The organism is Gordonibacter sp. RACS_AR49, assembly GCF_030418435.1.
In the GTDB taxonomy this organism is placed as follows: domain Bacteria; phylum Actinomycetota; class Coriobacteriia; order Coriobacteriales; family Eggerthellaceae; genus Gordonibacter; species Gordonibacter urolithinfaciens.
In genome coordinates this window covers 63,333-89,293 of record NZ_JAIUDM010000008.1, presented here as the reverse complement: position 1 = coordinate 89,293, position 25,961 = coordinate 63,333, and the positions used below count along the sequence as shown (strand labels likewise).

General features: G+C 68.9%; 21 protein-coding genes. 12 read left to right on the top strand and 9 right to left on the bottom strand.

Annotated elements, in window-relative coordinates:
- Nucleotides 1-13: 13 nt before the first annotated feature.
- Entirely contained in the window at nt 14-1,240 is a 1,227-nt protein-coding gene (gene coaBC / locus LB310_RS12405) for a bifunctional phosphopantothenoylcysteine decarboxylase/phosphopantothenate--cysteine ligase CoaBC (RefSeq protein ID WP_157007603.1), read from the bottom strand.
- Complete coding sequence (gene hemH, locus LB310_RS12400) at nt 1,237-2,253, bottom strand: ferrochelatase (RefSeq protein WP_301155121.1); 1,017 nt, start codon at nt 2,251-2,253, stop codon at nt 1,237-1,239. The genes coaBC and hemH overlap by 4 nt, the downstream gene beginning before the upstream one ends.
- Before the next feature lie 110 nt (nt 2,254-2,363).
- Here hemH and LB310_RS12395 point away from each other — a divergent pair, with 110 nt between their 5' ends.
- On the top strand, nt 2,364-3,167 hold the full coding sequence (locus LB310_RS12395; RefSeq protein WP_157007601.1) for a putative ABC transporter permease: 804 nt from the start codon (nt 2,364-2,366) through the stop codon (nt 3,165-3,167).
- Between the two features lie 100 nt (nt 3,168-3,267).
- Here the strand turns inward: LB310_RS12395 and LB310_RS12390 are convergent, their stop codons facing one another.
- From LB310_RS12390 to ileS, 3 genes are read right to left on the bottom strand one after another with little or no spacing between them, the layout of a single operon-like run.
- Nucleotides 3,268-4,302 (bottom strand): RluA family pseudouridine synthase, encoded by a 1,035-nt coding sequence (locus tag LB310_RS12390; RefSeq protein WP_096228514.1) that lies wholly within the window; start codon nt 4,300-4,302, stop codon nt 3,268-3,270.
- The gene (gene lspA / locus LB310_RS12385) at nt 4,299-4,916 is read right to left on the bottom strand and encodes a signal peptidase II (protein ID WP_278807059.1); all 618 of its coding nucleotides are present in this window, start codon (nt 4,914-4,916) and stop codon (nt 4,299-4,301) included. Before lspA ends, LB310_RS12390 begins: the two co-directional genes overlap by 4 nt.
- Nucleotides 4,913-7,774 (bottom strand): isoleucine--tRNA ligase, encoded by a 2,862-nt coding sequence (ileS, locus tag LB310_RS12380; RefSeq protein WP_278807057.1) that lies wholly within the window; start codon nt 7,772-7,774, stop codon nt 4,913-4,915. The genes lspA and ileS overlap by 4 nt, the downstream gene beginning before the upstream one ends.
- 256 nt (nt 7,775-8,030) lie before the next feature.
- Between ileS and LB310_RS12375 the strand changes: the two genes are divergently transcribed.
- The gene (locus tag LB310_RS12375) at nt 8,031-8,903 is read left to right on the top strand and encodes a DegV family protein (protein WP_096228512.1); all 873 of its coding nucleotides are present in this window, start codon (nt 8,031-8,033) and stop codon (nt 8,901-8,903) included.
- A 71-nt stretch (nt 8,904-8,974) separates the two neighbouring features.
- Here the strand turns inward: LB310_RS12375 and dinB are convergent, their stop codons facing one another.
- A complete protein-coding gene (gene dinB / locus LB310_RS12370) occupies nt 8,975-10,243 on the bottom strand; it encodes a DNA polymerase IV (protein WP_278807065.1) in 1,269 nt (422 codons plus the stop codon).
- A gap of 294 nt (nt 10,244-10,537) precedes the next feature.
- Between dinB and LB310_RS12365 the strand changes: the two genes are divergently transcribed.
- Nucleotides 10,538-11,665, top strand: coding sequence for a histidinol-phosphate transaminase (locus LB310_RS12365; protein WP_087189824.1), 1,128 nt, complete (start codon nt 10,538-10,540; stop codon nt 11,663-11,665).
- 6 nt (nt 11,666-11,671) lie between these two features.
- On the opposite strand, the gene LB310_RS12360 is transcribed toward LB310_RS12365, so the two are convergent.
- Entirely contained in the window at nt 11,672-14,278 is a 2,607-nt protein-coding gene (locus tag LB310_RS12360; RefSeq protein WP_278807056.1) for a heavy metal translocating P-type ATPase, read from the bottom strand.
- A gap of 113 nt (nt 14,279-14,391) precedes the next feature.
- Nucleotides 14,392-14,772 (bottom strand): metal-sensing transcriptional repressor, encoded by a 381-nt coding sequence (locus tag LB310_RS12355; RefSeq protein WP_278807055.1) that lies wholly within the window; start codon nt 14,770-14,772, stop codon nt 14,392-14,394.
- Nucleotides 14,773-14,978: 206 nt separating this feature from the next.
- Here LB310_RS12355 and LB310_RS12350 point away from each other — a divergent pair, with 206 nt between their 5' ends.
- Nucleotides 14,979-15,539, top strand: a complete 561-nt coding sequence (locus tag LB310_RS12350) for a DUF308 domain-containing protein (RefSeq protein WP_278807053.1) — start codon at nt 14,979-14,981, stop codon at nt 15,537-15,539.
- 59 nt (nt 15,540-15,598) lie between these two features.
- On the opposite strand, the gene LB310_RS12345 is transcribed toward LB310_RS12350, so the two are convergent.
- Nucleotides 15,599-16,381, bottom strand: a complete 783-nt coding sequence (locus LB310_RS12345) for an ATP-binding protein (protein ID WP_278807051.1) — start codon at nt 16,379-16,381, stop codon at nt 15,599-15,601.
- A gap of 704 nt (nt 16,382-17,085) precedes the next feature.
- Here LB310_RS12345 and LB310_RS12340 point away from each other — a divergent pair.
- From LB310_RS12340 to LB310_RS12305, 8 genes are all read left to right on the top strand, one after another.
- Complete coding sequence (locus LB310_RS12340; protein WP_278805623.1) at nt 17,086-17,484, top strand: metalloregulator ArsR/SmtB family transcription factor; 399 nt, start codon at nt 17,086-17,088, stop codon at nt 17,482-17,484.
- A 54-nt stretch (nt 17,485-17,538) separates the two neighbouring features.
- Nucleotides 17,539-17,757 (top strand): cation transporter, encoded by a 219-nt coding sequence (locus LB310_RS12335; RefSeq protein WP_087189829.1) that lies wholly within the window; start codon nt 17,539-17,541, stop codon nt 17,755-17,757.
- A gap of 118 nt (nt 17,758-17,875) precedes the next feature.
- On the top strand, nt 17,876-19,801 hold the full coding sequence (locus tag LB310_RS12330; protein WP_301155120.1) for a heavy metal translocating P-type ATPase: 1,926 nt from the start codon (nt 17,876-17,878) through the stop codon (nt 19,799-19,801).
- A 57-nt stretch (nt 19,802-19,858) separates the two neighbouring features.
- Entirely contained in the window at nt 19,859-20,329 is a 471-nt protein-coding gene (locus LB310_RS12325; protein ID WP_301155119.1) for a hypothetical protein, read from the top strand.
- A 196-nt stretch (nt 20,330-20,525) separates the two neighbouring features.
- Nucleotides 20,526-21,218, top strand: coding sequence for a response regulator transcription factor (locus LB310_RS12320; protein ID WP_301155118.1), 693 nt, complete (start codon nt 20,526-20,528; stop codon nt 21,216-21,218).
- A complete protein-coding gene (locus LB310_RS12315; protein WP_301155117.1) occupies nt 21,215-22,219 on the top strand; it encodes a sensor histidine kinase KdpD in 1,005 nt (334 codons plus the stop codon). The genes LB310_RS12320 and LB310_RS12315 overlap by 4 nt, the downstream gene beginning before the upstream one ends.
- Before the next feature lie 131 nt (nt 22,220-22,350).
- On the top strand, nt 22,351-23,031 hold the full coding sequence (locus tag LB310_RS12310) for an ABC transporter ATP-binding protein (RefSeq protein WP_301155116.1): 681 nt from the start codon (nt 22,351-22,353) through the stop codon (nt 23,029-23,031).
- A gap of 1 nt (nt 23,032) precedes the next feature.
- Nucleotides 23,033-25,900 (top strand): ABC transporter permease, encoded by a 2,868-nt coding sequence (locus LB310_RS12305; RefSeq protein WP_301155115.1) that lies wholly within the window; start codon nt 23,033-23,035, stop codon nt 25,898-25,900.
- Nucleotides 25,901-25,961: the final 61 nt, after the last annotated feature.

Genomic DNA, 25,961 nt, shown 5'->3' with positions numbered 1-25,961 from the left:
GATCAGGCTCGGCTTACGGCAGGAACGAGGCGGCCACGTCGAGGATGCGGTCGGCCAGCCGGTCCTTGGACATGAGGGGAAGGCCGTAAGTCTCCTCGGCAGTGACGAACCACACCTCGTTGTCGTCGGTGCCGAAGGCGCGGCCCCCTCCCACGACGTTTCCCACGACAAGATCGGCATGCTTGGAGGAGAGCTTCCGCTGGGCATTGGCCACCACGTCGTCCGTCTCGGCGGCGAAGCCCACCACCACCTGGCCGGGACGCTTGGCGGCGCCGAGCGTGGCCAGGATGTCGGGGTTCTCCACGAGCTCGAGGGTATCGAGCCTCGCATCTCCTGCGCCCTTCTTCAACTTGTGCGCCGCAGCCTCGCGCGGCCGCATGTCGGCCACGGCGGCCGAGAACACGGCGATATCGGCTGCTGCAAACGCCCTTTGGGCCGCAGACAGCATCTCGCGCGCCGTCTCTACGTGCACCGTGCGCACGCCCTCGGGCTCCGGGAGCGCCACCGGGCCGGACACGAGCGTGACGTCGGCCCCGCGGGCCGCAGCCGCCCGTGCGATGGCGTAGCCGGTCTTGCCCGACGAGCGGTTCGTGAGGTAGCGTACCGGATCGATGGGCTCCACGGTGGGCCCAGCCGTGACCATGACGCGGCGCCCGGCCAGGTCGCGGCGCATATCCAGCTCCTCGAGCACGGCGGCCACGATGTCGGCCGGCTCGGCCAGACGGCCCCGTCCCACGTCGCCGCAGGCCAGATAGCCGTCGCCGGCCTCCACGATGCGCGCGCCGCGGATGTGCAGCTTGCCCAGGTTGTAGCGCGTCGCCGGGTTCTCGTACATGTTCACGTTCATGGCGGGCGCGACCACGAGCGGGCACGTGCAGGCGAGCGCCGTGGTGGTGAGCAGGTCGTCGGCCAAGCCGTTCGCTATCTTGGCGATGACGTTCGCCGTGCAGGGCGCGATGACGAAGCAGTCGGCCTCCTGCGCCAGCGACACGTGGTGTATGGGGTCTGACGGGTCGTCGAACAGGCCCACGGCCACCGGCTCGCGCGTGAGCGCACGGAACGTCGTGGGACCCACGAACTCGGCGGCATGCTCGGTCATGACCACCTTCGCCCTCACGCCGGCCTTCTGCAGGAGGCGCACGATCTCGCAGGACTTGTAGGCCGCGATGCAGCCCGTCACGCCCACGAGCACCGTCTTCCGCGGCGCCGGAGCCGCGGCGCCTTCTTCCCTGGCCATCATCGGCCTCCTTCCACATGGGGGCGCAGCACGTCGGCGAGCACCCTCACGTGCGCGCGGCTGCGGTCGAGGCAGGGCACGTACGTGAAAGCGCCTTCGAGCGGCTCGCGGCCCGCCTTCCTGATCTGTTCGAAATAGAACGGCTTCAGCTCGTGCTCGATGTCGTAGAGCGTCTCGAGGCAGTCCACGGCGAAGTTCGGGCACACGAAGAACACGCGGCCCACGTCTGCCTCGGCCCAGCGCGCCAGGACGTCGCGCGTGAACGGCGAGAGCCATTCGCGCCCCTTGTCGAAACGGCACTGGTAGCCGATGGTCCACCGGTTGCGCTCGATGCCCAGCTCGCCCGCTATCTGGAGGCTCGAGGCACCCGACTGCAGCTCGTAGGTGTCGCCCGCCTCGATGTCGACGAGCGGGATGGAATGGTACGAGAACAGCACCTTGTCGTCAGAGTCGGGATCGAAACCGGCGTGCCTGACCGAGGCGGCGATGGCGCGCACGTAGGTGGGGTCGTCGTGGTAGTTGTCCACGAAGTCGCAGGGCACGTCCCACCGCTCCTTGCGCAGCGCGCGGCCCACGCCGTCCGATACCGAGCCGGTGGTGGAGTGCGCGCTCTGCGGGTACAGCGGCAGCACGACGAGGCGCGTGCAGCCGGCCTCCTTCAGCTCGCGCACGGCGTCGCGCACGAACGGGGCGCTGTAGCTCATGGCGCAGCGCACGACGGCGTCGTGGCCCTCCTCGGCCAGCTGCGCGTCCAGGGCGCGGGCGAGCTTCATATGGGCGACCGTGAAAGGAGACCCCTCCTCGGTCCAGATCCTCGCGTATTTCTCCGCCGAGGCGCGCCCGCGCTTGGGCAGGATGAACAGGTGGAGGACGAACCACCAGCCCACGCGGTTCATGGGGGCGATGCGCGGGTCCATGAGGAAGCGCGCGAGGTACTTGCGCACGGCGCGCGGTCGCGGCTCGTCCGGCGTGCCGGTGTTCACCAGGAGAATGCCGGTGCGGTCCCCTTCTTGCACGATGTCGATCCCCTTCCCGGCCTGCGCGCATCGCCGAGGCGAAACGGTGCCCGTCCAACTTGAGAAATCTGCTATAGTTTAGCCCTATCGGTCCCTCGAGGAACGGATGAATGGAGAAAGAACCGAAAAACCCGGGTTCGCCCGAATCGGAGGGCGATGCTCCGGCCCCTTCGGGGGCTGCGCCCGCGCGTGCGGGCGCCTCGGAGGGTGCGGACCTGCTGCGCGAGGTCAGGCAGGAGGTACGAGCCCAGGTGTTCCACAACACCGGCTACCTGCGGCTCGACTGGTTCAACCTGTTCTGGCTGTTCGTGGCGGGCTGCGTTATCGGACTCGTCGTGGAGACCGTGTTTCACGCCATCGTCTACGGCGGCCTCGAGAGCCGCGCGGGTTTGGTCTGGGGCCCCTTCTCGCCCATCTACGGCGTGGGCGCCGTGGTGCTGACGCTGTTCCTCAATCGCTTCTACCATTCGCACAACCTGGTCATATTTCTGGTTGCCATGGTGGTGGGCAGTGTGCTGGAGTACGTGACCAGTTGGGGCATGGAGTTCTTCTGGGGTGCTGTGGCCTGGGACTACTCGGGCACGTTCGGCTCCATCAACGGACGCACGAACTTCGCGTTCGGCATGATGTGGGGCCTTTTGGGCCTTGTGTGGGTGCGCGTGGCGCTGCCTGCCGTCAAGCAGGCGTTCTCGCACGTGAACGCGCGAAACGCCGCCGTGCGCGCCGTGACGGCGCTCATGGCTGCCTTCCTGGCCGCGGATGTCGCGGTCACGGTGCTCGCCCTCGACCGGGAGGGGCAACGCGCCCAGGGCGTCCCCGCCACCACCTGGGAGCAGCGTTTCCTCGACGAGCACTTCCCCGACAGCTTCCTGCAGTCCAGGATGCAGAACATGAGCGTGTACGGGAAGGAATGAGACAAGGGGACGGGGTTAATGTCTCATTCTCGTGCGGTTGATGCGATCCTCAGGCTTTGCGGAATGAGACGTTAACCCCGTCCCCTTGTCTCATCCTGTCTTACAGCCTCGGGTGCGGCGCGTCCCTCAACAGCTCGAAGACCTCCCTGCCGGCCTCGGTGCGGCCGCGGCTGCGGTCGGCCAGGGAATCGAGGGCGGCTTGCAGGTCGGCGGGCAGGTTGTCGGCGAACGAGAGCTCCTCCCCCGTGGCGGGATGGGTGAACGCCAACTGGAACGAATGCAGGAACTGGCGCTCGAGCCCCAGGTCGGCAGTCGGATCCTTGGGGGCGCGGGAGCGGTAGACCGGCTCCCCTGCCAGCGGGTGCTTCGCGTACTCCATATGCACGCGGATCTGGTGCGTGCGGCCCGTGAACAGCTTGCAGTCGATGAGCGTGTAGCCGTCGTCGCGCGGCCCGTGCTCGAAGCGCTCCAGCACGCGGAACGTCGTCACCGCGTCGCGGGCCGAGGGCACGTCGCGCACGGCCATGCGCGTGCGCTCCTTCTCGGCGCGGGCGATGGGCGCGTCCACCATGCCGGTGTCGTGCGGGATGACGCCGTGGACGAGCGCCAGGTAGCGCCGGTCGACGGCGCGGGCGCGGATGTCCTCCATGAGCGCGTAGCCCGCCTCGTCGGTCTTGGCGGCCAGCATGAGGCCGCTCGTATCGCGATCGAGGCGGTGCACGATGCCCAGGCGGTCGTCCTCGCCCTGCACGTTGCACAGGTTGGCGGCCCCGCAGTGGTGGACGAGCGCGTTCACCAGCGTGCCGTCGTAGTGGTCGACCGAGGGGTGGCACACGAGGCCCACCTGTTTCGACAACACCAGGAGGTGCTCGTCTTCGAAGCGGATGTCCAGGTCGATGGGCTCCCCCTCCAGCGCGCGGGGGGCGGCCTCCTCGGGCGCCTCGTACACGACGGTGTCGCCGGCCGCCACGGCGTGCTTCTTGGCCACGTTCGCGCCGTTCACGAACACGGCACCCTCCTCGATGGCGCGCGCGGCGGCGCTGCGGCTGGGGTACAGTCCGCGCTCGGCCATGAGCGCGTCCAGGCGAGCGCCGGCATCGGCCGCGCCCACGATGTGGCAGAGCGAGCGTGTCATCGCTCCCCCGGCCCTTCCCCGCCGTCCCCGGGCGCCTGCGGCCCCACGGAGCCCTCGGCCAGCGCCGCGGCCTCGCGGTCGGCGCGGCGGTACGCCAGGATCATCCCCGCCACGAACAGCACGAACCCGCATGTCACGCCTATGTCGGCCACGTTGAACACCGGGAAATCTATGAACACGGGCTCGATGAAGTCCACCACGTAGCCCAGCGTGAAACGGTCGAACGCGTTGCCCAGCCCGCCCGCCACCACGAGCGCCACGCCCACGACCTCCAGCATCCCCGGACGGGGCGACAGGAAGAACAGGTACGCCACGAGCACGAGGCATACCGCGATGGACACCACGCCCAGCAAGAACGTCGAGTCGCCGAACATGCCCCACGCCGCACCCATGTTGTGCACGAGGCGGAAGCGCACGAGCCCGAGGAAGGGGCCGCCGGCCACCTCGCCCACGGCGAAGGAGCCGTTGAAGTAGCCTTTCGTGAGCGTGTCGAGCGCGAGCCACGCCAGGGCCACCGCGCCGAACACGAGCGTGTCGCGCAGCCGTGCAGCCCGCCCGAGGGCGGCGTCCCCGCCCTCGGCGCTCACGCCCAACCCGCGCTTTTCCTCGCTCAAGCGTCCGACCCCGCTTCCTCGTAGCCGATGGCGTCGAGCACGTCGCCGCAGCGCTCGCACACATCCGGATGGCTCGGGTTGCCGCCGAGCGCGCGGTAGTTCCAGCAGCGCGGGCACTTCTCGGCGGTCGTCTTGCGCACCTCGGCCGACAGCTCCTCGCCCTCGACGAACGACACGGACGCCACGATGAACAGCTCCTCGAACACGGCGGCGTCGTAGCGCTCCACGTGGTCGAGCACCGAGCGCGGGGCCGTCACGGTCACATCGGCCTCCTGGCTCTTGTTGACGACCTTCTGGCCGCGCGCGTCCTCGAGCGCCTTCGTCACGATCTCGCGCACCCCGAGGATGATGCCGAAGTCCTCGGCGATGCGCCCGGCGTCCGCATCGTCCGGCAGCGAGGGCGCGAAGTCGGACTTCTCGGGCCAGCCGGCCAGCTGCACGTTTCCGGGGCGTCCCTCGCGCGAGCGGATGGCCTCGGGATAGTGCTCCCACACCTCGTCAGTGGTGAACGACAGCACCGGCGCGAGGACGCGCACGAGCACCTCGACGATGTTCATGAGCACGGTCTGCGCGGCGCGGCGGCGCGGCGAGTCGGGCGCCTCGGAGTACACGCGGTCCTTCGTCGCGTCCATGTACACGGCCGAGAGGTCGCCCACGATGTAGTCGTACACCGCGCGGTACACCACGTGGAACTTGTATTCGTCGTAGGCGCGCTCCACGTCGACGAGCAGGTGCCACAGGCGCACCATGGCCCACTGGTCGACGGGTTCAAGCGCATTCCAGTCAGTGACCGTATGCTTCGAGTCGTCGAAGTCGCTCAAACTGCCCAGCAGGAAGCGCATCGTGTTGCGGATGCGGCGGTACGCCTCGCTCGTGCGCTCGAGGATCTCGTCGCCGATGTTCACGTCCTGGGAGTAATCGACGCTGGCCACCCACAGGCGCAGCACGTCGGCGCCGCTCTTCGCCATGACGTCCGCCGGGTCGACGCCGTTTCCGGCCGACTTCGACATCTTCTTGCCCTCGGCGTCCATCGTGAATCCGCAGTGCATGACGGACTTGTACGGCGGCACGCCGTAGGCGCCCATGCTGGTGAGCAGGGACGACTGGAACCAGCCGCGATGCTGGTCGGAGCCTTCGAGGTACATGTCGGCCGGGAAGCGCAGGCCCTCGTCGGCGCGGTGCTTCAGCACGGAGGTGTGCGACACGCCGCTCTCCCACCACACGTCGAGGATGTCCTTCTCGGGGACGAGCTCGGAGCAGCCGCAGGTCTCGCACTTCACGCCGCGCGGCAGGTAGTCGGACGGCTCGTGCGTGAACCACGCGTCGGCGCCCTCGCGGTAGAACAGGTCGATCACCGCGTCGAACGTCTCGGCGGTGGCCACCGTGTTGCCGCACTTGGCGCACTTGAACACGGGGATGGGCACGCCCCATGAGCGCTGGCGCGAGATGCACCAGTCGGGGCGGTCGGCCACCATGGACCCGATGCGGTTCTTCGCCCACGCGGGGATCCACTCCACCTTGTGGTCGATGGCGTCGAGGGCGTCCTCGCGCAGCGAGTTCTTGTCCATGGACACGAACCACTGGTCGGTGGCGCGGAAGATGACCGGCTCGTGGCAGCGCCAGCAGTGCGGGTAGCTGTGCAGGATCTCCTTCTGGGCCACGAGCGTGCCGCGCTCGCGCAGCCACTCGATGATGACCGGGTTCGCCTCGTCCACATCGAGGCCCGCGAAGGGGCCCGCCTCGTCGGTGAGCACGCCGCTGTCGTCCACCGGCATGAGCAGCGGCACGTCGAACTCGAGGGCGACGAGGTAGTCGTCCTGGCCGTGGCCGGGAGCCGTGTGCACCGCGCCCGTGCCCGAGTCGAGCGTGACGTGGTCGCCGTAGATGACGGTGCCCTTGAGGTCCTGGCGGATGGGGCATGTGTAGGTGAGGCCCGTGAACTCGCGGCCCTTGAGCGCGACGGGCTCGCCGTCGGCGCCGCGCACGAGGTCGTAGGATTCCCAGCCCGCGATCTCGGCCACCTGCTCCACCAGCTCGCGCGCCATGATCATGTTGGAGCCGTCGGCCACCACCATGACGTAGTCGGCGTCGGGGGCCAGCGACACGGCCGTGTTCGCCGGCAGCGTCCAGGGCGTGGTGGTCCAGATGAGCACGTTGGCGTCGCCCGTCGCGCCGGCGGCCTCGAACATGCCGGGCATGAGGTCCATCTTGAACTTCACGAAGATGGACGGCGACGTCTCGTCGGAGTACTCGATCTCGGCCTCGGCGAGCGCGGTGTGGCAGCGCTTGCACCAGTGGATGGGCTTGCGGCCGCGGTACACCGAGCCGTCCAGGTACATCTTCTTGAACACCTCGACGTTGCCCGCCTCGTAGTTCGGAGTGAACGTGAGGTAGGGGTGCTCCCAGTCGCCGTTCACGCCGAGACGCTTGAAGCCCTCGCGCTGCACGTCGACGTACTTCTCGGCCCACTCGCGGCACAGGCGGCGCAGCGTGGGCTGGTCGATCTTCGCCATCTTCTCGGGCCCGAGGGTCTTCTCCACCATGTGCTCGATGGGCTGGCCGTGGCAGTCCCAACCCGGCACGTACGGCGTGAAGAAGCCGCGCTGCGCATGGGACTTGTTCACGAAGTCCTTGAGGATCTTGTTGAAGGCATGGCCGATGTGGATGGGGCCGTTGGCGTACGGGGGGCCGTCGTGCAGGATGAAGGGCTTGCCGTCCTTGTTCTTCTCCAGCACGCGCTCGTAGATGCGCTCTTCCTCCCACTTCGCGAGGCGCTTCGGCTCGTTCTCGGGCAGGTTCGCCCGCATCGCGAAGTCGGTCTTGGGCAGGTTCATCGTTTCCTTGTAACTGTTCGCCACGGGGTGCCGTACCTTTCCTTCAAGCATGCGCTGCGCGGGGCGGCAGGCTAGCCGACAGGCCCCGCGGATTCAACATTCGATACAAACCGCTATAGTATAGGCGATTGCGCGCGGATTGCACGCGCGCCAAGGGCATATTCCCCTCGCCTTGGCCACATTTCAAAAATGCGACACAAGAAATTGCAGGGAAATAGGTATACTTTAGAAGGTAACCACGGCGCCCTTTCGCGGCGGCCCCGCACATCGGAGGAACGAAATGGATTTTGAGATCGTCACCGATTCAAGCAGCAACCTCGTCGAGGAGATGATCGACGACTTCGGCCTGCACGTCCTGCCCCTCACCTTCATGGTGGACGGCGAGGAGTACCAGAGCTACCTCAAGGGCCAGCACACCGACCTCAAGCAGTTCTACACCATGATGCGCGAGGGCAAGGTCATCACCACGTCGCTGCCGAACCTGGCCGAGTCCGAGGCGCTCATGCGCGGCCTCCTGGAGCAGGGGCGCGACATCCTGTACCTGGGTTTCTCGAGCGGCCTTTCCGGGACGTTCGAGGCCACCGAGCTCCTGATGCGCGACCTGGCGGCGGAGTTCCCGGAGCGCACGCTGTGCGCGGTGGACACGCTGGCGGCTTCCGGCGGCGAGGGCCTGCTCGTGTGGCATGCCGTGCAGCGCGCCCGCGCCGGCGCCTCCATCGGGGAGGTGCGCGACTGGGTGGAGGAGAACAAGCTGCACCTGGCCCACTGGTTCACCGTTGACGACCTCATGTTCCTGTTCCGCGGCGGGCGCGTGTCGAAGACGGCGGCCTGGGCGGGCACCATGCTCAACATCAAGCCGGTCATGCACGTGGACGACGAAGGGCATCTCATCCCGCTCGAGAAGGTGCGCGGCCGCAAGAAGTCGCTGAACGCGCTCGTGGACCACATGGAGAAGAGCGCCGTCCAGCCCATCGACCAGCAGATGGTGTTCATCACGCACGGCGACTGCCTGGAAGAGGCCGAGTACGTGGCCGACCAGGTGAAGGAGCGCTTCGGCGTGAAGGAAGTGGTCATCAACTACGTCGACCCCGTCATCGGCGCCCATTCCGGCCCCGGCACCATGGCCCTGTTCTTCCTGGCCGACAAGCGCTAGACGCTCTCCACCTGATTCAACCTGCCGGGAGGCCGGCTTCGCTTTGACGGAATCAACCTGCGACGCTTCTCTTACTTGTAATCCGCCGGGTTCTTGCTGGACGAGCCGGTGGTGTTCCCCTCGTTGCGCAGCTCGTGGCCGAAGCGGACGGCGGCCTCGCCGAAGCGGTCCTTCACGAGGTCGGTGGCTTCGATGAGGCCGCGGCGCTTGCGCTCGTCGCGCACGACGGGCTCCACGTCGTCGGCGGACGGCGCCGCCTCGGCCACGTCGAAGAGGCTCTCCTGCACGGCGCCCTCCTCCGCGAAGCCGCTCATGCCCACGCCGATGAGGCGCAGCGGCGTGCCAGGGCGCCACACCTCGTCGACCATGGCGTAGAGCAGCGGCGTGTAGGCCAGCTCGTCGTCGCTCGGCTGCGGCAGCTGGCGCTGCACCGAGCGCACGCTCAGGTCGTCGAACTTCACGCGCAGGGCGAGCGTGCGGCCGCGCAGGCCCTTGCGGCGAAGGCGGCGCCCCACCTTCGCGGCCATCGTGGCGATGGCGGCCTCCACGTCCTCGCGGCGGGTGAGGTCCTTCGCGAACGTCATCTCGTTGGAAACCGACTTCACGGCGTCGTCCTGCTCCACCGGCGCGTCGTCGCCGCCGTTCGCCCTCACGTGCATCACGCGCCCCAGCTTGCCGAACACGCGCTCGAGCATGCGCAGGTCGGCGTCGGCAAGCTGCCCGAGCGTGCGGATGCCGCGCGACCTCAGCTTCTCCTCGGCCGACGCGCCGATGCCGCTCATCGTGCGCACGGGCAGCGGCGCCAGGAAGTCGCGCTCGCTGCCAGGGTAGACCACGGTGAGGCCGCGCGGCTTGTCCATGTCCGAGGCGATCTTCGCGATGGTCTTGGAGGTCCCCGCGCCGATGGAGCACGTCACCCCCAGCTCCTCCACGCGCCGCTGGATGCGCTGGGCCACGCGCACCGGGTGCTCGCGGTTCACCGCGGTGGGCGTGACGTCCAGGAACGCCTCGTCGATGCTCACCTGCTGCACGTGCGGCGTCTCGGAGCGCAGGATGGCCATGATGGCGTTGGACACCTCGCGGTAGCGGTCGAAGCGCCCGTGCGTCCAGACGGCGCCGGGGCACAGGCGGCGCGCCGTCGACGAGGGCATGGCGCTTCTCACCCCGTAGGGCCGCGCCTCGTAGGAGGCGGTGGACACCACGCCGTGCTTGTCCGCGTCGCCGCCCACGATAACGGGCTTGCCGCGCCAGGCGGGATGGTCCAGCTGCTCGACCGAGGCGAAGAACGCGTCCAGGTCCACCAGCAGGATGGCCGGCCCCTCCCACGGCTCGAGCGGCAGCGGGCGCGCCGGGGCTTCCCCCGCCCGCGGGCGGGAGGGGCGGTTGCCCGGTGCGGGCGCGGCGGTCTGCGGGAATTCTTCCTTCATTGCGCGAATTAGTCTACCATGCCGCACGCGGCCGTTGGGAACATGTGCTAGGATTATCATTCCCCCGCAACCTCCGCGCCCGATCGCGTGGGCGGGGAACTTGACATACACGGCCGCGCTCGAATCTGCCACCTGCTGAAACGTCCCCCAGATTCCCCTCAAGCCCACAGCGGACCGTATCGGGAAGAGATGGGAAGGAGAGACGACATGTCGAACGGATGCGATGCGACGCCCGGCGTGCGCGCCGCGGTGACCGCCCTGCCCGAGCAGCTGCTCTCCCCTCCCTACGAGTTGCGCACCGAGATGAACTGGATAGACTTCTCGGGAACGGCCAACCCGCTGGGCACGCCCCCCTCGTTCATCCGCGCCATGCAGGCCGCCCTCGCAGCCGGCGAGCTGAACTACTCCCCCGACCGCGAGGCGCACACGCTGCGCAGCGTGCTGGCGCGCCAGCACGGCCTGCCCGTGGAGTCGTTCCTGGTGGGCTCGACCGTGGGCGACATGGTGCGCGCCGTCGCGCAGACCTACCAGCCCTGCACCGTGGGCGTGGCCGTGCCGGGCCCGGTGGAGTACGCGCTGGCGGCCGGCAACGCCGGGCATCGCGTGGTGGAGATCGCAAGCCCCGCCGGCTTCGTCATGCCCGACCCTGCCGCGGCCGCGCGCCACGGCGTGTCGTTCGACGCCGCGGTGCTGGCGAACCCCGGCTACCCCACGAGCCGTCTGCTGCCCCTGCCCACGTTGCTGGCCTACCTGGACGCATGCACCTGGGTCGTGGTGGACGAGCGCTCCATCGAGCTCACGCTCGGCGGCGAGAGCATGGTGGGCCTGGTGAAGGAGCACCGCAACCTCGTGGTGGTGCGCTCGCTCTGCGAGCCGTACGCCATGCCGGGCATTCCCATCAGCTACTGCGTGGCGCACCCCGACACCATCGCGCAGATCGCCCGCTTCTACGACAGCTCGGGGGTGCCCATGTTCGCCGAGGTGCTGGGCGAGCTGGCGCTGGCCGAGCGCGAGCACCTGGAACGCACGCGCGAGTTCCTGGATTCCGAGATCCCGTGGATGCAGTGCATGCTGAGCCTGGTGCCGGGCATCGACATCTTCCCCGCCGAGGCGAACTACGTCATGTGCGCCTTCGACCACGGCCCCGATTTGAACCTGGGCGTGGCGAGCACCGAGGAGCTGGCGGCGCGCCTGCAGCTGGCCGGTTTCCTCATCCGCAAGCTGCAGGGCACGCCGGGGCTCGCCAACGGCAAGTACTTCTGCGTGGCCGTGCGCACCCGCGAGGACAACGAGAAGCTCATCGCCGCCCTGCGCGAGATCATCACGGGGTGCTAGGAGAGGTTACTCCACGCCCGTTACCTCGTAGTCCTGCTCCTCCACGGCGGCCTTCAGGGTCGCATCGTCCACCTCGCGCGCGAGCCTCGCGACGGCGGTCTTCGCGTCGAGGTCCACGACGGCCTCTTTTACGCCGTCCACGGCCTCGAGGGCCTTCTTCACGCGCGCGACGCAGTGCTGGCACATCATGCCCTCAACATGCAGTACCTTTTCCATGACGATCTCCTTTCCCGCGGGCGCCGCGGCGCCCCCTTCGATTTCCTTACCACCGCTCTCCTCGCCCGCTGCGACCGTCGACGGTCGAGCGGCGGGCGGCGCGGCCGCCGTGAACCGCGGCTGCCACCCGCGCAGCCGCAGCGCGTTCGACACCACGCACACCGAGCTCAACGACATGGCGGCCGCGGCGATCATAGGGTTCAGGTTCACGCCCACGAAGGCCAGCGCACCGGCCGCCACCGGGATGCACACGGCGTTGTAGACGAGCGCCCAGAACAGGTTCTGCTTGATGTTGCGCAGGGTGGCGCGCGACAGCTGGATGGCAGCCGGCACGTCCATGAGGTCGCTTCTCATGAGCACGACGTCGGCGCTCTCGATGGCCACGTCGGTGCCGGCGCCTATGGCGATGCCGATGTCGGCGCGGGCGAGCGCGGGCGCGTCGTTGATGCCGTCCCCCACCATGGCTACGCGTCCGCCCTGGGCCAGGCGGCGGATCTCGCGCTCCTTGCCCTCGGGCAGCACGCCGGCTATCACCTCGTCCGCGCCCACCTCGCGCTGGATGGCGGCGGCCGTGCGCTCGTTGTCGCCGGTGAGCATCACGGTGCGGATGCCCATGGCTTTGAGCTCGGCCACGGCGGCGCGGCTCGTGGGCTTCACCGTGTCGGCCACGGCGATCACGCCCAGGAGCCTGCCGTCCGCAGCGAAGAACAGCGGCGTCTTGCCGTCGTCGGCCAAGCGCCGCGCCCGCGCGCCCATCTCGCCTGCGTCCACGCCGCGCGCCTCCATCATGCGCAGGTTGCCGGCCAGCACGGCCGCGCCGTCCACGGTGGCGGAAAGGCCCTCGCCGGGCACCTGCATGAAGCCCTCGATGCGGGCGTCCGCCGCCGTCCCGCGTGCCTGCGCGAAGCCGCACACGGCGCGGGCGAGCGGGTGCTCGCTCAGATGCTCCACGGCCAGCGCCGTCGCCAGCAGGCGCTCCTCGGGCACGCCGGGCGCGGTTATCACGTCGGTCACGCTCGGGGCGCCCTCGGTCACGGTGCCGGTCTTGTCGAGCACGACGGTGCGCACGTCGTGGGCGCCCTCCAGCGCCTCGGCCGACTTCACCAGGATGCCGCTCTTCGCGCCGCGGCCGGTGCCCACCATGATGGCCGTGGGCGTGGCGAGCCCCAGCGCGCAGGGACACGATATCACGAGCACCGAGATGGCGTGCGACAGGGCTGCCTCCAACCCCGCTCCCAGCACCATCCATACGGCGAACGCGGCCAGCGCGATGACGATGACCACGGGCACGAACACGCCGCTGATGCGGTCGGCAATCTTCTCGATGGGCGCCTTGGAGCTGGTGGCCTCGTCCACGAGGCGGATGATGCCGGCGAGCGTGGTGTCGTCGCCCACGCGCGTGGCGCGCATGGTGAAGTAGCCCGTGCGGTTCACCGTGGCTCCCGTCACCGGGTCGCCGGGCGCCTTGTCGACCGGCACCGACTCGCCGGTGATGGCCGACTCGTCCACCGATGCCGCGCCGTCCACCACCACGCCGTCCACCGGCACGCCCTCGCCCGCGCGCACCGCCAGCACGTCGCCCTCGCGCACGTCGTCGGCCAGGATCTGCTCCTGGGTGCCGTCGGCGGAGACGCGCACGGCCGTCTTGGGCGCCAGGTCCATGAGCGTGGCGATGGCATCGGTCGTGCGGCCCTTCGCGCGCGCCTCGAAGTACTTGCCCAGCGTGATGAGCGTGAGGATCATGGCCGCGCTCTCGAAGTACAGGTCCATGCCGGCCGCATGCGCCCCGTGCACGTCGCCCGCGCCGAGCGCGTAGGCGATGCGGTACAGCGCGTACACGCCGTACACCGTGGCCGCCGTGGAGCCGAGCGCTATGAGCGAGTCCATGTTGGGCGCACCGCGGAAGAGCGTCTTGAAGCCCACGCGGAAGAACTTGAAGTTCACGAACACCACGGGCGCGAGCAGCAGCAGCTGCGTGAGGCCGAACGCCATGATGTTGCGCTCGCCCAGCAAGAACCCCGGCAGCGGCCAGCCGAACATATGGCCCATGGAGATATAGAACAGCGGGATGGTGAACGCGAACGACACGACGAGCCGCTGCCTTACGTGCTTGGCCTCCGCAGCCGCCGTGCCCATCGGCGAGGGGGCTCCCGCCTGGACGCCGCCCGCAGGGCCCGCACCCTTGGCCTGGCGCGGCAAGGCGCCGTAGCCGGCTTTCTCCACGGCCGCGACCACGGCCGAGAGCGTCTCGGGCGCGCCGTCGGAGTCCACCTCCATGCTGTTTTTCAGCAGGTTCACGGCAACATCGGATACGCCGTCCACGGCGCGCGCGGCCTTCTCCACGCGCGCCGAGCACGCCGCGCACGTCATGCCGGTCACGTCGAATGTCTGCTTCAAGGCTTCCGCCTCCTGTTCTGCGCGGCCCTCGCAGGCCGCGCCGTCTGCCTTCGTCTTTCGCCGAACCGCGCTATGCGCGCCGGCCCTCCGGCGCAGGCCGCGCCGCGGCGCGGTCAGCGCGAGAACTTCCTCATGAGCTGCATGACCTCGTCGACTACCTCCACGTTGCCGCGCTGTATCTGCTCGACCACGCACGTCTCCAAGTGGTTCTGCAGAAGCCTGCTCGAAATGCTGCGCACGGCGCTCTCGGCCGCGGCCAGCTGCACGAGCACGTCGCCGCAGTAGCGGTTGTCGTCGAGCATGGCCTTCACCCCGCCCAGCTGCCCGATCACCCGGTTGAGGCGTTTTTGCAGGTCGGCCTGCAGCTCCTCGCTGCGGGGCGTGTCCTTGTGACGGCATGGGCAGGCCGTCCCGTCGCGTGAGCCGCTCTCCGCCGCCTTCGGTTTGCAGGCCGTCCCCGTATTTCCGCCCACCAACGGGCCGCCTTGCGCCATGGCTTGTCCTCTCTGCTTGCCAAATACCCCTTGTGGGTATCTCACGTGCGGTCAGTATATACCCCTTAGGGGTATTGTCAAGAGCCTGTCCCCCGACGGTTTGCCAACATCGCGCATGATTTCGCGTCTCATTTGCCATGAGCCGGCCGCACGAAGCTGCATGAATGATAGAATTGCCTGCTAAAAAACGATCGAGGAGGAACCCCATGACCACCGTCTCGTCCGTCAAAGACGTGAAGGACAGCAGGATAAGCGTGCAGGTTGCCGTGGTCTCCATGCTGCTGGTGCCGGTGGCGGGCGTGAGCTGCCTGCTGTTCCCCTCCCTTGCCGAGGAGGCGCTGCCGTGGTACCTGGGCGTGCCGATGGTGGTCTCGGCCATCGGCAGCATCGTGGCCGTCGCACGCGAGCGCGACGCGGACGCGGGCCGCGAGAGCCTGGGCTCGGCCATCGTGCTGTGCGTCCTCGGCCTGGTCATCATCGTGCATGGGGCGAACTCCACCGTTTTTATCGGCATCGTATGGGGCCTCTTGGGCCTGCAGAAAGCCGCGCGCACGTTCGACGGCATCTTCTCCGACATCAGGCACAAGCGTCCCTTCGCCGTAGCGCTCGCGTTCTGCGTGCTGCAGTTCGTGCTGTCGGTGCTGCTCATACTGAACCCGTTTGCCAACATCGAGCACCATCTCATCGTGCTGGGCATCGAGCTCATCCTCTACCCCTTCAAGCTGCACCGCGAGCACGGCAAGCTGAAAGTCGAGGCCGAGGCGTAGCGAAGGGCGGGCAGAGACCCCGCCCTTCTCCTAACCCGCATGGGTCGGATCGGCGGTTCCTAGAGCAGCTCGCCGCGCGTCGATATCGTGGCCACCGCGAAAGGCACGTCCTTTCCGCTGCGCGCGAGCGCCGTCCGGGCCGCCTGCTCGAGCCCGCCGCAGCAGGGAACCTCCATGCGCGCGACCGTGACCGAGGCCACGTCGTTGGAGGCGAATATCTCGGCCAGCTTGCCCGTGTAGTCGACCGCATCGAGCTTGGGGCAGCCGATGACCGTGGTCTTGCCGTCCATGAAACGGCGATGGAAGTCCGCATAGGCGAACGCCGTGCAGTCGGCTGCCACGAGCACGTGCGCGCCCGCGAAATACGGCGCCTGCGTGGGCACGAGCTTGATCTCCACCGGCCACTGCGCCAACCGTGACTTCGGCGGAGCGCCGAGGGCGTCGGCGTCGGCGGAAGCGTCGGCCCCCGCCGCCGCGGCAGACGAATCCTCCGCCGCGAAGAACCTCGAGAGCGATCCCGGGCAGCCGCCCGCGTGCCGCGTCGCTGCGACGGGCTCGGACGCCTCGCCCGCATGCTCCGGCGACGCGGCAGAGGCTCCTGGTGCCGCCCCCTTCGCCGCGAGCACCGCCTGCTCGTCGTAGGGCTCCGCCTCGCGCTGCACGAACGAGATGGCCCCGGCCGGGCATGCCGGCAGGCAGTCGCCCAGCCCGTCGCAGTAATCGTCGCGCAGGAGCCTCGCCTTGCCGCCCACCAGCCCTATCGCCGCCTCATGGCATGCGTCTACGCACAGCCCGCATCCGTTGCAGGCAACCTCGTCTATCTCCACGATCGTACGGATCATCTCCGCCTCCTCCGTTCTCCCTCGCTTGCCGCGAGCGCCCGATCTGCATCACGCGAACCGCCGTCCGCACCCGAACCTGTTCCCGTCGGAGCAAGCCTACCATCCCATCCTCCCCGCTTCCGTTGTATTTACAACATCCCCCCTATCACAACCGTTTTTCGTTCGCGAAAAAACGGTTGTGCAGCCCCTCCCGCGGTTTAGCGGCCCCGCAGCGCCGCGGCCCCTCAGCTCGGCAACTCGGCAGTTCCGCAGAACTCTCTCGGTTTCCGCATCTCCTCTTTTCTCTTTTTCATTCCCCTGCTCGCTTACTCCCCCGCAGGCACTTCCCCTGCGTTTCTGCAATAACACGACGCCCCGGTGATCTGGCTGTCCCCCTGCGCTCGCACCGTCGGACCCCGTCATCCTAAAATGTTTCACGTGAAACATTCGTTCGCTATCCCGGCGACCCACGGCCACCGCCATGAGCGGTGCCCCCCCCCCCTTTTTTTTTCTTTTTGCGCGTCTTTTCCGCAACCTCCTTGTCTCCCGCCCCTCGGCTGCCGTTTTTCCAGCGCCCTTCCATATCTCCCTCCCCCCCGACCCCTTCCGCCGTCTTCCGGACGATTCGTTTTTTCGCTGACCGGGAGAAAGTCTGCCGAACCCCTTGACAGCTCCCTTCTGGTTCGTATACTTATGAACAGTTGATCATATGTTAAGAGGTTGAAATGGTATCCACGAGAAACGAAGAGCACGGAACGGTCGCACCGGCGGCCGAGCACGACCACCGGTGCGCGTGCGGCAGCGCGGAGCATCTCTCGCCCGACCAGCCGCCCGAGTCGTTGCCCGATGAGGAGCTGCTCTACGACCTGGCCGACCTGTTCAAGGTGTTCGGCGACACGACGCGCATCAAGATGCTGTACGCGCTCATGGGCCGCGAGCTGTGCGTCGCCGACCTCGCCGAGCTCATCGGCGCCACGCAAAGCGCCGTGTCGCACCAGCTGCGCACGCTCAAGCAGGCCCGCCTCGTCAAGTTCCAGCGCGACGGCAAGAACGTCATCTACTCGCTGTCCGACGACCACGTGTACACCATGCTCGCCCAAGGCATGACCCACATCTGCGAATAGCGAACGACGAGCGACGAGCAACCCGACGAACGCCCCTACCGGAAGGAACCCCTCATGCGCAAAGCATTCAAGCTCCAGGACCTCGACTGCGCGAACTGCGCGGCCAAGATGGAGAACGCCATCTCGAACATCGACGGCGTGAAAAGCGCCACGGTCAGCTTCATGACGCAGAAGCTCGTGTTGGAAGCCGACGACGACCGCTTCGAAGCGGTGCTCGACGAGGCCGAGCGCGCGTGCCGCAAGATCGAGCCGGATTGCGTCATCCTGCGCTAACCGCCCGCTGACAATCGAAGCGTCGCCCTGCAAGAACGCGAACGGATGTTTCACGTGAAACAGTCCGACGCTGCGGCGCGCCCTTTCCCGAACCATACGAAAAACAAGGTTGGAGATCATGAACAAGAAACAGAAACGCACGAGGAACCGCATCGTCCTCGCCATCGCGTTGTTCGTCGTCGTGTACGTCGTGGCGGAGCTGCTTCCGCTGTCGACGTGGCTCGGCAGCGAGACGACGGCGCTGTGGGTGGAGTTCGCGCTGTTCCTCGTCCCCTACCTCATCGCCGGCTACGACGTGCTGCTGCGCGCGGCGAAGAACATCGGCCACGGCCAGGTGTTCGACGAGAACTTCCTCATGAGCGTGGCCACCATCGGCGCCTTCGCGCTGGTGCTGTTCCCCGACAGCGACCCGCACATGGCCGAAGGCGCGGCCGTTATGCTGTTCTACCAGGTGGGCGAACTGTTCCAAAGCTACGCCGTGGGCAAATCGCGCAAGTCCATCGCCGACATGATGGACATCGCGCCCGACTTCGCCAACGTGGAGCGCGACGGGCGGCTCGTGCAGGTGGACCCCTACGAGGTGGCCGTGGGCGACGAGATCGTCGTCAAAGCCGGCGAGCGCGTCCCGCTCGACGGCGTGGTGACAAGCGGCACGTCGCAGCTCGACACCGCGGCCCTCACCGGCGAGTCGATGCCGCGCGAGGTGCGCGAAGGCGACGAGATCATCTCGGGCTGCGTCAACATGACCGGCCTCATCACCGTGCGTGCGACCAAGCCCTTCGGCGAGTCCACCGTGAGTCGCATCCTCGAGCTCGTGGAGAACGCGGCCGAGAAGAAGGCCAAGACCGAGAACTTCATCACCCGCTTCGCGCGCTACTACACCCCGGCGGTCGTCGGCATCGCGGTGCTGCTGGCCGTCGTGCCGCCGCTCGTGCTGGGCCAGAGCTGGTCCGACTGGGTGCAGCGCGGGCTGATCTTCCTCGTGGTGTCGTGCCCCTGCGCGCTCGTCATCAGCGTGCCCTTGTCGTTCTTCGGCGGCATCGGCGGCGCCTCGCGCCTCGGCATCCTCGTGAAGGGCAGCAACTACCTGGAGACGTTGAGCCATGCCGAGACGGTCGTGTTCGACAAGACCGGCACGCTCACCGACGGCTCGTTCAACGTGGTTGCCGTGCATCCCTCGTCCGGCATCGACCCCGACCGGCTGCTGTCCATCGCGGCGCACGCCGAGGCGTACTCGAACCACCCGATCGCCCTGTCGGTTCGCGCGGCCTACTCGGGGCCCATCGACCAGCAGCGCATCGACGACGTGCAGGAGCAGAGCGGCCACGGCGTGCGGGCGCGCATCGACGAGCACGTGGTGCTCGTAGGCAACGACAAGCTCATGAGCGAGTGCGGCGTGGGCTGCCACGACTGCGAGCTGACCGGCACCATCCTGCACGTGTCGCTCGACGGCGACTACATCGGCCACATCGTCATCGCCGACGTCGTGAAGCCCGACGCGGCCGAGGCCGTCGCCGCCTTGCGCGCGGCCGGCGTGAAGAAGACCGTCATGCTGACGGGCGACCGCGCCGACGTGGCCGCCGCCGTGGCGAGGGAGCTGGGCATCGACGAGTTCCGCGCGCAGCTTCTGCCCCAGGACAAGGTCGCGGAGGTGGAGAAGCTCCTCGAGGAGACGCACGAGAGGGGTGCCGGGAAGGGCAAGCTGGCGTTCGTGGGCGACGGCATCAACGACGCGCCCGTGCTCACCCGCGCCGACATCGGCATCGCCATGGGCGCGATGGGCTCGGACGCGGCCATCGAGGCGGCCGACGTGGTGCTCATGGACGACAAGCCGTCCAACATCGCGCGGGCGATCGGCATCGCCCGCAAGACCATGGGCATCGTGTGGCAGAACATCGTGTTCGCCCTCGGCGTGAAGTTCCTCGTGCTGATCCTGGCGGCGGTGGGCATCGCGAACATGTGGCTAGCCGTGTTCGCCGACGTGGGCGTGGCCGTGATCGCCATCCTCAACGCCATGCGCGCCATGAACGTGAGGAAGAGGTAGGACGCACGGGGGATACCCGACTCGATCCATCCCGATTGCCGAGGCAACGGCGCGTTCATGGGCAGTCAACGGGAGCGCGACCGGTTGGGCGCAGAGGGGTCGGCGCTAGAAGTCCGCGGTACGCTGGCGGGCATGGAATCTCGCAAGACATCAGGTAACGCCCCCGCGCCCTCCGACCGCTCGAAGCTGCGGCCGTTCGTCGTCGCCGGGCGATGGGCGGCCGCCGTTGCCTGGGGCGCGGCGGTCGTGGTGTTCTGGCCCGCCATCCCCCGCATGTTCGCCGCCTTTTTGCTCGCCTTCCTCCTGGTGAACGCGCTCTGGCAGCATGCGGAGCTCAAGCGGGCATGTGCGATGGCGTTCGCCCTCACGGGGCTGCTCGCCATCGTGGGAGAGGTTGCCCTGGGGACCGCCGACTTCGAGTCCGTCCCGGTGCTCTGGCTCGTGGACGCGCTCGGCGCGGTCATCGGGGTCCTCGTGGCCTACACCGCGCTGCCGCCGATCGACCGGGCGCTCAACCGGCTCCCGTAACGCGCAGTCCACCGCCTCCTCGCCTTCCCGCCCCTTCTCGCCATGCGCGCCCATCGTGCCGGAGCCGCCCATACCGTGTCGCTCCAAGTCAGATGCCAAGCGCATAGAAGCCGCTCCCGGCAGCCCTCCTCGCTGCGCGGCGGCGCGTTTTCTGCTACCGTGTTCGGAAACGCCCGCAGGAGAAGGAGCCGAGCGCATGCGCATACTCATCGTGGAAGACGACGCGGCCATCGTGGCCAGCCTGACCGACCTCTTGCGCCGGGAGGGCTACGAGACCGAGCACGCCGACGGCCAGGACGCCGCCGCGGCGCTGCTGGCAGGCGAGCGGTTCGACCTGGCCCTCGTGGACATCGCACTCGCGCAGGGCAACGGGTTCGCCGTGTGCGCGGCGGCGAAGGCGGCCGACCCCGCGCCAGCCGTGATCTTCCTCACGGCCTCCGATGACGAGTACAGCACGGTGGCCGGCCTCGACATGGGTGCCGACGACTACATCGCCAAGCCCTTCCGCGCCCGCGAGCTGCTCTCGCGCGTGAAAAGCGTGCTTCGCCGCACCTCCGGCGCGTCCGCCGCGCTGCGCCTGGGCGACGTTGAGGTGGATCCGACGGCGGCCGCCGTGCGCAAGGCGGGCTCCGAGGTGCAGCTGACCGCGCTCGAGTACCGGCTGCTGCTCCTGTTCGCGCAGAGCCAGGGGCGCCTGGTCACGCGCGAGCACGTGCGCAACGCCATCTGGGACAGCGCCGGCGAGTATGTGAGCGACAACACCCTCAACGTGTACGTGAAGCGCCTGCGCGACAAGATAGAGGACGACCCGACAAACCCCAAACTCGTGCTCACGGTGCGCGGACTCGGGTACAAGGCGGGCCCTGTCGCGGAAGGCGGCGCGCGATGAGCCTTCTGCGCAACCGCTCCCTCGCGGTGGAGCTCGCCGTTCTGGCCGCGGTGCTCGGCGTCGTTGCCGCACTCGCGTGGACGCTCGCCGGGCCGGGCGCGGGGCTTGCGGCGCTGGCGTCCCTCGCCCTCGCCTGCACACTCTTCACCGCGCTCTCGGCCCGGCGCTACCGGGAGATCGCGCGGCTGGCCGCCGAGGTGGACGAGGTGCTGCACGGCGGCCGGCGCATCGACTTCGCGGACTACCGCGAGGGCGACGTGGCCGTTCTCAAGAACGAGCTGGCGAAGATGACGGCCGCGCTCGCGGGAGCCACCGATCGCCTCGGGCAGGAGAAGGCCGCGCTCGCCGATGCGCTCGCCGACGTGTCGCACCAGATCAGGACGCCGCTCACCGCCATCGGCCTGCTGGTGCCCGCCATCGAGGACGCCGAGGGCCCCGACGAGCGCGTGGCCGTGCTGCGCGAGCTGGAGGCGCTCGTTGAGCGCGTGGGCTGGCTCGTGACGACGCTCCTCAAGCTGGCGAAGGCCGACGCCGGGGCCATCCGCGTGCAGGCCGCTCCCGTGGACGTGGAGCGCCTCGTGCGCGACGCGTTCGCCCCGCTCGCCGGCGCGTTCGACCTGCGCGGCGTGTCCTTCGAGGCGGACGTGGCGCCGGGCGCGTCGTTCGCGGGCGATGCCGCCTGGTCGGCCGAGGCGCTCGGCAACGTGCTGAAGAACTGCCTTGAGCACACGCCCGTCGGCGGGCGCGTGCACGTGAGCGCGCATGAGGACGCCGTGGCGTTGCGCCTGCGCGTCACGGACACGGGCCCTGGCATCGCGGCAGAGGACCTGCCACACCTGTTCGAGCGCTTCTACCGCGGCGCGGGATCGGAGGGCTTCGGCATCGGGCTCTCGCTCGCGCGCTCGCTCACCGTCGCCCAAGGCGGGACGCTGCGCGCCGGCAACGACCGCGCGGTCGGCGGCGCGCGCTTCGACTTCGCGTTTCCCAAGATGGTGGTGTGAGGGTGGGCGACCAGGGATGCGCGAGGTAAGGCCCAGAACCAAAGTGACTATTTCGTAATGCGGGGTTCACGTCGCCGAAAGGCCGCGATGGGACACTGTCCGTAGAGAACCGGGCGAGAAAGGCGAAACCTATGGACATCCTGACCACCGAGCGGCTGACGAAGGTGTACGGGCAGGGCGCGACGGCGCTCAAGGCCCTCGACAACGTGTCGCTCTCCATCGGGCAAGGCGAGTTCGTGGCCATCGTGGGCTCGTCGGGCTCCGGCAAGTCGACGCTTCTGCACCTCATGGGCGGCGTCGACCGCCCCACGTCGGGCACCGTGCGCCTGGCCGGCACGGACGTGTACGCGCGCTCCGACGAGGAGCTCGCCGTGCTGCGCCGGCGCGAGGTGGGGCTGGTCTACCAGTTCTACAACCTCATCCCCGTGCTCAACGTGGTGGAGAACATGACGCTGCCCGTGCTCATGGACGGGCGCAAGGTGAACGAGGAGCGCCTGCGCACGCTTCTGGACGGCCTGGGGCTGCGCGGCCACGAGGGCTTCCTGCCCAACCAGCTCTCCGGCGGCCAGCAGCAGCGCGTGGCCATCGGGCGCGCCCTCATGAACGCGCCGGCCGTGGTGCTGGCCGACGAGCCCACCGGCAACCTCGACTCGCGCAACTCCCGCGAGATCATGGCGCTCCTGCGTGACTCGAACCGCCACTTCGACCAGACGCTCGTCGTCATCACCCACGACGAGGACATCGCCTGCGCGGCCGACCGCGTCATCGCCATCGAGGACGGGCGCGTGGCCTCGGACGAGAGGCGGCGCTAGCATGGGCATCTTCACGCGCTTCACGCTGCGCTCACTCGCGAAGAACCGCGTGCGCACCGCCGTCACCGTGGCGGGCATAGCGCTCTCCACCGCGCTCCTGGCCGCCGTGCTCACGAGCGTGGGCAGCATGCAGGCGGCGCTCCTGCAACGGACGATGGACACCGAGGGCTCGTGGCACGTGTTCTCCTCCGAGCTGACGGCGTCCGACGTCAGCGCGCTCGCGGAGAGCGACAAGGTGAGCGACCTCATGACGTTCACGAAGGGCGGCACGGCGGCGCTGTCGAAGGAGGACGCGAACAGCCTGGGCGACTTCCTCACCCTGAAGAGCATGCCCACCGTGGCGAAGGGGTCGGACGAGCCGATGGGCGCGCCCTACGCCGTCATGCCCGAGCTCGTGGAGGGCGGCATGCCGCAGACGGCGGACGAGGTGATCCTGCCCGACTACCTCAAGGGCGAGACGCTCGGGGCCGACGGCAGCGGCGGCGTGCGCTCCGACGGCCCGATCGCGGTGGGATCGTCCGTGACGGCCGACCTGGGCGTTCGCACGCTCGGCGACGGCGGCGAGGAGGCCGTGGTCGACCCGCGCACGCGCACGCTCGTGGTGACCGGGTTCTACGAGCGCCAGCCGCCCTTCCTGGCGAACAACTACGCGGTGGCCACGTACTCCTCGGTCGCGATCAACGCCGCCGGCTCCCCTGCGGGCATCGGCGAGGGCGAGGACGACGCGACGATGGGCGCGTACGTCGTGACGCGGGGCATCGGCAGCGTCGAGGAGATGCACGCGTTCTTCCAGGACGCGACGGGCCTTCCCGATTCGGACGCGACCCTGTACCACGGGAACCTGTTCACGTACCTCGGCATCTCCGACGGACGGCCCATCTGGGGCACGCTCTGGATGGTCGCGGCCGTGCTCGCCGTGGTGATCGTGGCGGCGTCGGTGTCGCTCATCTACAACTCCTTCGCCATCTCGGTGGCCGAGCGCACGCGCCAGTTCGGCCTGCTGGCCTCGCTCGGCGCGTCAAGGCGGCAGCTGCGGCGCACGGTGCTCGCCGAGGCGCTCGTGCTGGGCCTCGTGGGGGTGCCGCTGGGGCTCGTGCTGGGCGTCGCCGGCACGGCCGGGGCGTTCGCGGTGTCCCAGGAGGCGTTCGCCTCCTTCGTGAGCGGGATCGAAGGCGTGCCCGTGCGCGTCGACCCGCTCGTGCTGGCGGCCGCCGCCGCGCTCTCGCTGGCCACGCTCGTGGCGAGCGCGTGGGCGCCGGCCCTGCGCGCCAGCCGCGTGTCGGCCGTCGACGCCATACGGCAGACGCAGGACGTGCGGCTTTCCAAGCGCGCCGCGCGGCGCGCCTCGGCCGGGGAGGGCACGTCCGTCAAGCTCGGCTGGCACGGGAGGCTCTTCGGCCTGCCGGGGTTCGTGGCGCACCGCAACCTCTCGCGCTCCGCGTCGCGCGGACGCACCGTGGTGGCGTCGCTCGCGGTGAGCGTCGTTCTCATCGTCGCCACCGGCAGCCTGGCGGACGCCTTGGCGCCCATCTCCGACCGGGTCGGGCGCGGCGGCGCGGCGAGCCAGGCGGACGTCACGGTGTCGGCGCACGTGGGCACCTACGACCGGGGATCGACCGTCGACCTGCACTCCTACGCCCAGGAGCTCGACCGCTTCCTCGAGCAGGCGCGCGGCGTCGAAGGGGTGGAGCTCCTGGGCTCCACGCGCCAGGGGCAGGCCGAGGCCGTCGTGCCCGCGAGCATGATCTCGCCCGAGGCGAAGGAGGCGCGCGAGCGCATCGACGCCGAGCGCAACGGCGCGTACAGCGCCCCGAGCTTCAACGCGCAGGGCGACTACCTCGGCTCGGTGGCGCTGTTCTACCTCGACGACGCCTCATGGCGCTCGCTCGTGGCGGAGCTGGGCCAGGACGAGGCGGCGTTCTGCGATCCTCGCAACCCGCGCGCCATCGGCCTGAACACGTTCCAGGAAACGCTCATGGACGGCACCTACGTCTCGACCGCGCCCTTCGCCGCCACGGGCGATGTCGACCTGTTCGCCATCGAAGGGCGCGAGGGGTTCTCCACGCTGAGCCTTCGGGAGGGGCCCGACGGCGGGCTGGTCGCGGGCTACCTTGACACGGAGGACCCCCAGCGCATCGAGGCCCTTCCCCTCGACGACGTGGCGACAGGCGTCGGGATCAAGGTGGGCGCGCTAGCCGACGGGGAGCCCGACGTGCTCAACGCCCTGGGCGCGAGCAGCCAGTTCCCCGCGCTCATCCTGCCCGAGAGCGCGGCTGCCGCTCCCGCGGACGACCGCTTCGCGAGCCCCTTCACGTACTCGTTCGCGAGCTTCTCCTTCAAGGCCGCCGACCATGCGAAGGCCGCCGAGGAGCTGGAGGCGCTGGCCGAGGGGATCGACGGCGTCTCGTTCTTCGTGACCGACCTCGCGGAGGGCGCGCGCCAGGACCGCCTGATGACGCAGGCCATCCAGCTGTTCGTGATGTGCTTCTCCGTCATCATGGCGCTCATCGCGGTGGCGAACGTGTTCAACACGCTGGCGAACAGCATCATCCTGCGTACGCGCGAGTTCGCGGTGCTGAAGTCGGTCGGTATGGGGGGCCGGGCGTTCGCCCGGATGCTCGCCTGCGAGTGCGCGAGCTACGCGGCCCGCGGCCTGGCGATCGGCCTGGCGGCTGCGACCGCCGTGGCGTGGGCGCTCCATCAGGCCACGGCTTTGGCGTTCGAGGGCCTCGCGTTCTCGCTGCCATGGCCCTACGTGGGCGCCGCGGTGGGCATGGTGCTCGCGGTGCTCGCCCTGAGCGTGGCCTACGCGCTCGCCCGCGCCCGCGCCGGCAGCATCGTGGAGGCCCTGCGCGCCGACGCGATCTAGGGATCGCCATTTCCCCGCGCTAGGACCCGGGAACCCCGCTTTTCCGAGCGCGCCGGTCGAC